Below are 7,178 nucleotides of genomic sequence, written 5' to 3' on the forward strand. Positions count from 1 at the left end.
TCGTAATGCTTGAATCGAGCCATCCTCATGCCCTCGTTATCTGAAAATCCAATCAAACCATAATTAAAGAGGTTTTTCTACAGCCTGAACGCCGCATTCAGCGGCTTTGTCCGCTGCAATGCTTTGTTAGCATTTCCGTAGTCGCTTCTTGTCCGAAGTCAGGGAGCTTGGGGCTTCGACCTCGACTTCCAGATATTACTGTCACAGGTAAGCGTATTCTCACATTATGGAATCCATGGCGGCTGATCAGCGGCAGTAGAGCAATGCTCTTCAAGCTGAGAAACGAATATTGCTCAGCAGGGATATGCTATGCGGGGCTCTGCTCCTGCCTCCACGTTGCTCAACATACTTTCCCGCTCACTCTCGTTGACGCCAAGCATCTGTAGAATGTTGCGCTGGGCGGCATTGAGGATGTGCTGGCGTTCCTGCCCGTCCGGTAGGCTCTTGGCGATGGCTACGGCGCCTACCAGTGAGGCGAGAATGGAGCGAGACTTGTCGGCGATAATATCGCGGTCGGGTTCAAAGGGGAGCTTCTTGAGGCGGCTCAGGGCGACCAAGCGGGTTTCCAGCATTTTCTTAGTGCGCAGGTATGAGGCTTCGAACAACGTACGGATCTCAGCGTTTTCGTTGCCGATCTCGTTGAAAAGCACCGATTCGGGCCCAGGCTTGTACTTTCGTTCCAGCTCCTGGAGACTCCAGCAGTTTGCGACCAGCGCCGTCAGATGCTTCACTGACAGCGGTCCCTTTATCAACCTCGCCGCACGGCTGCTCTCCAGGGTTTCTCGCACCGAGGCGCGATAGAGCGCTTCCTTCGAAGCGAAATGAGCATAGAAAGCGCCATGGGTCATCTTCGCCAGCTTCATGATCTGGCCGAGGGAAACCTTTTCGAAGCCATGGCGGCTGAACAGCTCGATAGCCGACTTGAGGATGCGCTCTCGCGATTTTTCCTTGCGGTTCGTCGAGTAGGACACGGTGCCTTCACCTTCGCAAATTAAATATTATCTTGATCATATCAAGCCCGGTGTTAGTTTAGCAAAACACCAAGCCATTCAGGAGAACTATTATGCAATCACCGCTCGTCATCACCGGAATGGGCATGATCAGCCCCCTCGGCTGCGGCGTCAAGGCGGGCTGGGAACGCCTCCTCGCCGGCCGCTCCGGCCTCGCCCCGATCACCCGCTTCGATACCGGCGACCTGCCGATCAAGGTCGCCGGTTCGGTGCCCGACATCGCCAACGACACCGAAGCCGGCTTCGACCCGAATCGGGTGGTCGACACCAAGGAGCGTCGCAAGATGGAGCTGTTCAGCCTCTACGCCATGACCGCCGCCGAAGAGGCGCTCACCCAGGCCAACTGGTTCCCATCGAGCGACACGGACCGCCTGGCCACCGCCACCATCGTAGGCTCCGGCATCGGCGGCTTCCCCACCATCACCCAGGCACAGAACACCCTGACGACCCGCGGCCACCGCCGGCTCTCCCCGTTCACCGTACCGGCCTTCCTGGCCAACCTGGCGGCGGGCAATGTGTCGATTCGCTATGGCCTCCGGGGGCCACTGGGATGCCCGGTGACCGCCTGTGCGGCTGGCTTGCAGGCCATCGGTGACGGCATGCGCCTGATACGCAGCGGCGAGGCTGACGTGGCCTTGGTGGGCGGCGCCGAGGCTTGTATCGATCCCCTGTCACTTGCCAGCTTTCATGCCATGAAGGCGCTCTCCACCGAGCAGGACGATCCCACCAAGGCGTCGCGCCCCTTCGACCAGGCACGCAATGGCTTCGTCATGGGAGAAGGGGCGGGGCTATTGGTGATCGAAACCCTGGCCCACGCCGAGGCCCGCGGGGCTACGCCCCTGGCCATCCTTAGCGGCTATGGCACCAGCGCCGATGCCCACCACATTACCGCCGGCCCGGAAGACGGGGCTGGGGCCGCGGCGGCCGTTCGCACAGCACTCAAGATGGCGGGACTCTCCCCCGAGGAGATCGACCATATCAATGCCCACGCCACCTCGACACCGGTCGGCGACCGGGCCGAGATCGCCGCCCTGCGCAACGCCTTCGGCGACGCCTTAGCCGGCATCCCGATCTCCGCGACCAAGTCGGCCACCGGCCATCTGCTGGGTGCCGCCGGCGGCGTGGAGAGCATCTTCTCCGCCCTGTCGGTGATGCACGACCGCCTGCCTCCGACCCTGAACCTGGAGAACGTCGACGATGACCTGCAGGACCTGGATATCGTCTCGGGCTCGGCACGCGAGCACGCTACTCGGCACGTGCTGTGCAACGGCTTCGGCTTCGGTGGGGTGAATGCTGCTCTGATCGTCAGCAAAATATAGGGGATAGGAATCTGGGACCAAATACTGCCCATCTGTAGGCCATGTCAGAAGAAGACTTCAGCATGTTCGACGGCTCCATCGCCGGAAGGCCCCGGCGACTGCCCGCGCAAAAAGTGCTCTCGGCAAATGTGTCGGTGAAGACTTGGCCTATCTGCTAACGCTGAGATAATCGCCCTTGAACGCTGAGATAATCGCCCTTGCCGCTCCAAAAAAAAACACTCTGGGTTTTAAGACGTATTATAACGCTGAGATAATCGCCCTTGCCGCTCCAAAAAAAAAAACACTCTGGGTTTTAAGACGTATTATAAAAAACAGCGGCAAGGTGCGGTTCATCGCCTTGTTGCACAAAGCTGCTGACTCGAACGCTCTGTGCTTCTCTATTAATGGAATTTCCTTTTGACCTGCGTGGCCACCAACGACGTCTTAATTGCACCGGTACACCACAGGTTTGGCAATAAATTACCATAGTTAACCGGTCAACTCTACTTGCACTGGGCATCTGCTCTACCGTGCCGCATTGTTGCCGACTTCGCTGATACCGTAACTTACTCGCTGGAGCATACAGTCCGTAATAACGAATAGTATGTAAGCCTGTCGGGGGAACATGCTGGAGTAGTCGGGTTATAAAATCCATTGGCTTAAGTTGTTGCTGTTTAATGCGTTTATCACGGTGATCTAGGTAGCTCATCGTCACAGTATCGGCGTTCATCTGTTTTAATTGTCGTGGGTCAACAGGGCCGCCTTTGCAGTAACGTGCTAGGTAAAGCACCACGCCTTTGCCATGCGCATAGCGTTCTTCAATTCGTACACACCAATGCTTTTTGTACAAACCCTGATACATCGCCCAAAATTGTGCTACCGATAGCGTTGGCGGTAAGATCAACTCGCCTTCATCAAACGCTGCCTTAATAAAGGATTGCAGCTTGCCACGATAAACAGAACGAATCACTGCACTAGGGACGAGATAATTTCCCAACGCCTTCCAGTCATTATTTGCGTCAAGACCACCCGCAGTGACTAAGCAATGGGTATGCGGGTGAAGGGTGAGTTGTCGTCCCCAAGTATGCAGTGCCATTAAAATTCCGGGGATTACACCGCCATGGCGCTGCTGTGCTAGCAGTTGCTGTAAGGTTTCTTGGCTGGCTTTAAACAGAATGCGAGCAAATAGTGCTTCGTTATAACGCCATACGGGTAAATATTCATGGGGCAAGGTAAAAACCACATGAAAATGTGGCACATTGAGTAATCGTGCTTTTTGTTTTTCAATCCATTCAAGGCGTTGTTTATGGGCACAGACATAACAGCTACGGTGGCGGCACGAATGAAGCTGCTCTACTTCGGCATGGTTTGATTGACAGCGGTAATAACTGGCACCCATTGCCGGTGTTCGGCAGTGGGTTAATGCATCAATCGCTTTAAGATTTTTAAGCGGTTGTTGGGTTTTCTTAAGCTGGTCAGAGAAACAAAAAAACAGGTTTTGTATGGCTCGATTGGACATATCCTTTGCCCTCCATTATTGTTTAAGCACTCCAATCTTACGCATTCTGCCGCGTAGCGGCTATATGCAACAGCGTATTAGTAGGCATGCTCGTTTTGTCGCTTTGGCTTGCTTACTAAAAATTAATGTATGACTCTGAATACTAAAGGTTTAATCAGTAAAAACAAGCTAGCCATTGGTTACAATTCAAGCAGGCCGCCTAACTTGCTAAGAGCAGGCACACTATCCTTCCTGTTTAATATCTAACCGATTGAATTATAAAGCTTAAATCTATTGGTAAGTTAATTAGTGTGCCAAGCCTAAAGGCTAAACGTGTCTTTTTTTCTCAAACACCAAAAATAGGCTGTATAAGATCACAAAGGTTAAGTTCTTTAGGTTGCTGTCAAAACTAAAACGAATTTACCCTACTGTGCAAACAACCATCTGCCTAGTGGTTAAATAGAGTACTGAGGCCTTTATGCGTGTGACTTACATGGGTGTTAGCGGTAATGCTGTTCAGTTGCAGCAGAATTACCTAGCCATTCCTTTATTTAGTGATGCAATTTTAGCGGGTTTTCCTTCGCCTGCGCAGGATTATATAGAGCAAACTCTTGATCTGAATGAGCTGTGCATTAAGCACCCTGCCGCTACTTCTTTTGTTCGGGTGGAAGGTGATTCAATGAGTGGTGCGGGCATCTTGCCTAACGATATTTTAGTGGTTGATCGTTCTATTCAAGCCACTCAGGGCGATATTGTGGTGGCCAGTCTTTACGGTGAGTATACGGTTAAAGAGTTAGTGCTGGGCGCTAACCCTTACTTGTTACCGCATAACCCTGCCTACCAACCGATTAGCATTCCTGAAGGTAGTGATATGGAAATTTTTGGTGTGGTGACTAATGTAATTCGTAATTTGCGTACTCGCGCCACTAGCCAAACATGAGCCAAATTTTTGCGCTGGTGGATTGCAATAATTTCTATGCTAGCTGTGAGAAGTTGTTTGCGCCGCGACTTAAAAATGTACCTGTGCTGGTGCTCTCCAATAACGATGGTTGTGTCGTGGCAAGGTCTAGGGAAGCAAAAGCCTTAGGCATTAAAATGGGTGTCCCTGTTTTTAAGATTAAGCAGGTAATTACTAAACATAAAATCCAGGTATTTTCATCTAATTATCCACTGTATGCTGATATGAGCAGCCGTGTGATACACACCTTAGAAGCTTTAGTACCCAGGGTTGAGGTTTATTCCATAGACGAGGCTTTTTTAGATTTATCGGGGCTTGATAAGCGTTTTAGTTTAGAAGATTTTGGTAAGCAGGTTAAAGCTAAGGTTGATAAAGACACGGGGATTCAAGTCTGTGTTGGTATTGCACCCACTAAAACTTTAGCAAAGCTGGCTAATCATGGTGCCAAACAATACCCAGCAACGGGTGGCGTCGTTGATTTAACTGCAAGAATTAGGCAAGAAAAATTAATGGCGATTACTCCAGTTGAAGAAGTGTGGGGTGTTGGCAGGCAACTGACTAAACGCTTGAATGCTATGGGCATTACAACTGCGCTAGATTTAGCGCAAACCGATCCTCAACAGATTAGAAACCAGTTTTCTATTGTGTTGGAAAGAACCGTACATGAATTAAATGGTATTGCTTGCCTTGAACTAGAAGAAATTCCTGCTAAGAGAAAACAAATTATCAGCAGCCGATCATTTGGTCAGGTGGTTACTGAATTAGATGGTATGCGCCAAGCCATAGCTCAACATGCCACCCGTGCAGCAGAAAATCTAAGGGCTGAAGAGCAACAAGCTAAGGTACTGACAGTCTTTATTCAAACCAATCGATTTAAAACCGATCAACCCAGTTATAGCAATTCAGCTATAGGCCAACTCCCCGAGCCGAGTAATGATTCAAGGGTTTTAGCCCGTTTAGCCATGCAACTGCTAGAAAGCATTTGGCGAGATGGATACCGCTATAACAAAGGTGGCGTAATGCTGGCTGATTTTTATGACCAGAATGCCAGCCAACCCAGCTTGTTTGAAGACATGACCAAGAAATACCGCAGCAAAAAGTTAATGGCAGCGGTCGATCAAATCAATGAAAGTGGGTTGGGTACAGTGACTTTAGCCAGCCAAGGAAACTGCAACTGTTCTGGTCTAATTCCAATGGACACTTCAATGAGAGACAATAGACCCAGTCTAGTTTGAGGTGAATGATGAATCAGAAGCGTAAATACAAAACCTACTCCAAAGCGTTCAAAGAAGAAGCGGTATCCTTGGTTGCTGAACAAGGTTATAGCGTTGCTGAAGCAGCTGAAGCGGTAGGGGTAAATCCCAACCAAATTTATAATTGGAAAAAACAACAAGAAGAGCAGGCTAAAGGCACTATGTTGAACGATAATGAGCGTACCGAACTATTAAAGCTTCGTGCTGAAAACAAGCGTTTAAAGATGGAGAAAGACATCTTAAAAAAGGCATCGGCCTTCTTCGCCAAGGAAATGAAATAAGTTTTCAGTTTGTTCATTCCAAGGTGCAAGAAGGCTACTCAGTAAGCCTGTGTTGTAAAACCTTAGGCTTAAGTCGTTCAGGCTATTACGCTTGGGAAAAGCGTCCAGCACAGCTTATTACGAATGATACGCTGATGTTACACCGTGAAGCTAAGCGGCTATTTAAAGCAAGTCGTTACAGCTTAGGCAGCCGTGAGTTGATGAAGGCACTGCGTAAACAAGGCTATTTTATAGGCCGTTATAAAACACGCACAATCATGCGCAAGCTCGGTTTGGTGGTACGCCAGCGCGTGGCTTACAAAGTAACGACCAAGCGTGACGAGTGCCAATTAGCAGCACCTAACCTGGTGAACATGGACTTTAATCCAGACCAGCCTAATCAAGTGTGGGCTGGCGATATTACCTATTTAAAGACCGGGCAAGGTTGGATGTATTTAAGCGTTGCTATGGATTTGTATTCTCGCCGTATCATCGGCTGGGCTATTAACAAACGCATGACAAGCGACCTTGTCTTACAGTCGGTTAAGCAAGCTTATTGGCTTAGAGGGCACCCAAAAGGGGTTATCTTCCACAGCGACCGTGGTTCACAGTACACCAGTAAAAAGTTAAAAAAGTCGCTGACAAAGCTAGGAATAAAGCAGTCGATGGGTGATGTTGGTGCTTGCTGGGACAATGCCGTTGTCGAACGCTTTTTTGGCAGCTTAAAACACGATTGGATACTCAAAGTTCAACACGCAACTTACGAATCTATGGCAGCCGATGTCGCTGCTTATATGAAGTATTACAACCTAAAAAGGCTTCATACGTCTAATGGTGATATGACCCCAGTTGAGTATGAAAATTACCAATTAAAAGTGTCCACTCGGGCTTGACCAGTACA

The 7,178-nt window shown here is 49.7% G+C and carries 6 protein-coding genes; 4 read left to right on the forward strand and 2 right to left on the reverse strand.

All coding sequences use genetic code 11. The features are described 5' to 3' along the window. Nucleotides 1–293: 293 nt before the first annotated feature. On the reverse strand, nt 294–971 hold the full coding sequence (locus BP27_RS0114645) for a TetR/AcrR family transcriptional regulator (protein WP_027852172.1): 678 nt from the start codon (nt 969–971) through the stop codon (nt 294–296). A gap of 92 nt (nt 972–1,063) precedes the next feature. Here BP27_RS0114645 and fabF point away from each other — a divergent pair, with 92 nt between their 5' ends. Beyond that, entirely contained in the window at nt 1,064–2,329 is a 1,266-nt protein-coding gene (fabF, locus tag BP27_RS0114650; protein ID WP_027852173.1) for a beta-ketoacyl-ACP synthase II, read from the forward strand. A gap of 292 nt (nt 2,330–2,621) precedes the next feature. On the opposite strand, the gene BP27_RS16565 is transcribed toward fabF, so the two are convergent. Then, nucleotides 2,622–3,827 carry an IS91 family transposase gene (locus tag BP27_RS16565; RefSeq protein WP_051610618.1) on the reverse strand — a complete coding sequence of 402 codons (1,206 nt, stop codon included), beginning with the start codon at nt 3,825–3,827 and terminating at the stop codon, nt 2,622–2,624. Nucleotides 3,828–4,284: 457 nt separating this feature from the next. Here BP27_RS16565 and umuD point away from each other — a divergent pair, with 457 nt between their 5' ends. The 3 genes from umuD (at nt 4,285) to BP27_RS0114675 (ending at nt 7,170) form a co-directional block, all read left to right on the forward strand. Then, on the forward strand, nt 4,285–4,746 hold the full coding sequence (gene umuD, locus BP27_RS0114660) for a translesion error-prone DNA polymerase V autoproteolytic subunit (protein ID WP_027852174.1): 462 nt from the start codon (nt 4,285–4,287) through the stop codon (nt 4,744–4,746). Further along, on the forward strand, nt 4,743–5,999 hold the full coding sequence (gene umuC / locus BP27_RS16570; RefSeq protein ID WP_051610619.1) for a translesion error-prone DNA polymerase V subunit UmuC: 1,257 nt from the start codon (nt 4,743–4,745) through the stop codon (nt 5,997–5,999). The genes umuD and umuC overlap by 4 nt, the downstream gene beginning before the upstream one ends. An 8-nt stretch (nt 6,000–6,007) precedes the next feature. Then, nucleotides 6,008–7,170, forward strand: a protein-coding gene (locus BP27_RS0114675; protein ID WP_150112065.1) for an IS3 family transposase whose coding sequence is annotated in 2 segments (ribosomal slippage) — nt 6,008–6,272 and nt 6,272–7,170 — 1,164 coding nt in all. Because the reading frame shifts where the segments join, the coding sequence is not laid out codon by codon here. Nucleotides 7,171–7,178 lie beyond the last annotated feature (8 nt).

Origin of the sequence: Marinospirillum insulare DSM 21763 (assembly GCF_000686905.1) — a bacterium.
In the GTDB taxonomy this organism is placed as follows: Bacteria; Pseudomonadota; Gammaproteobacteria; order Pseudomonadales; family Halomonadaceae; genus Marinospirillum; species Marinospirillum insulare.

Bases quoted from the DNA above. Each gene is read 5' to 3' on its own strand.
- umuC (WP_051610619.1), top strand. From the start codon at position 4,743: ATGAGCCAAATTTTTGCGCTGGTGGATTGCAATAATTTCTATGCTAGC.
- fabF (WP_027852173.1), top strand. From the start codon at position 1,064: ATGCAATCACCGCTCGTCATCACCGGAATGGGCATGATCAGCCCCCTC.
- BP27_RS16565 (WP_051610618.1), bottom strand. From the start codon at position 3,827: ATGTCCAATCGAGCCATACAAAACCTGTTTTTTTGTTTCTCTGACCAG.
- umuD (WP_027852174.1), top strand. From the start codon at position 4,285: ATGCGTGTGACTTACATGGGTGTTAGCGGTAATGCTGTTCAGTTGCAG.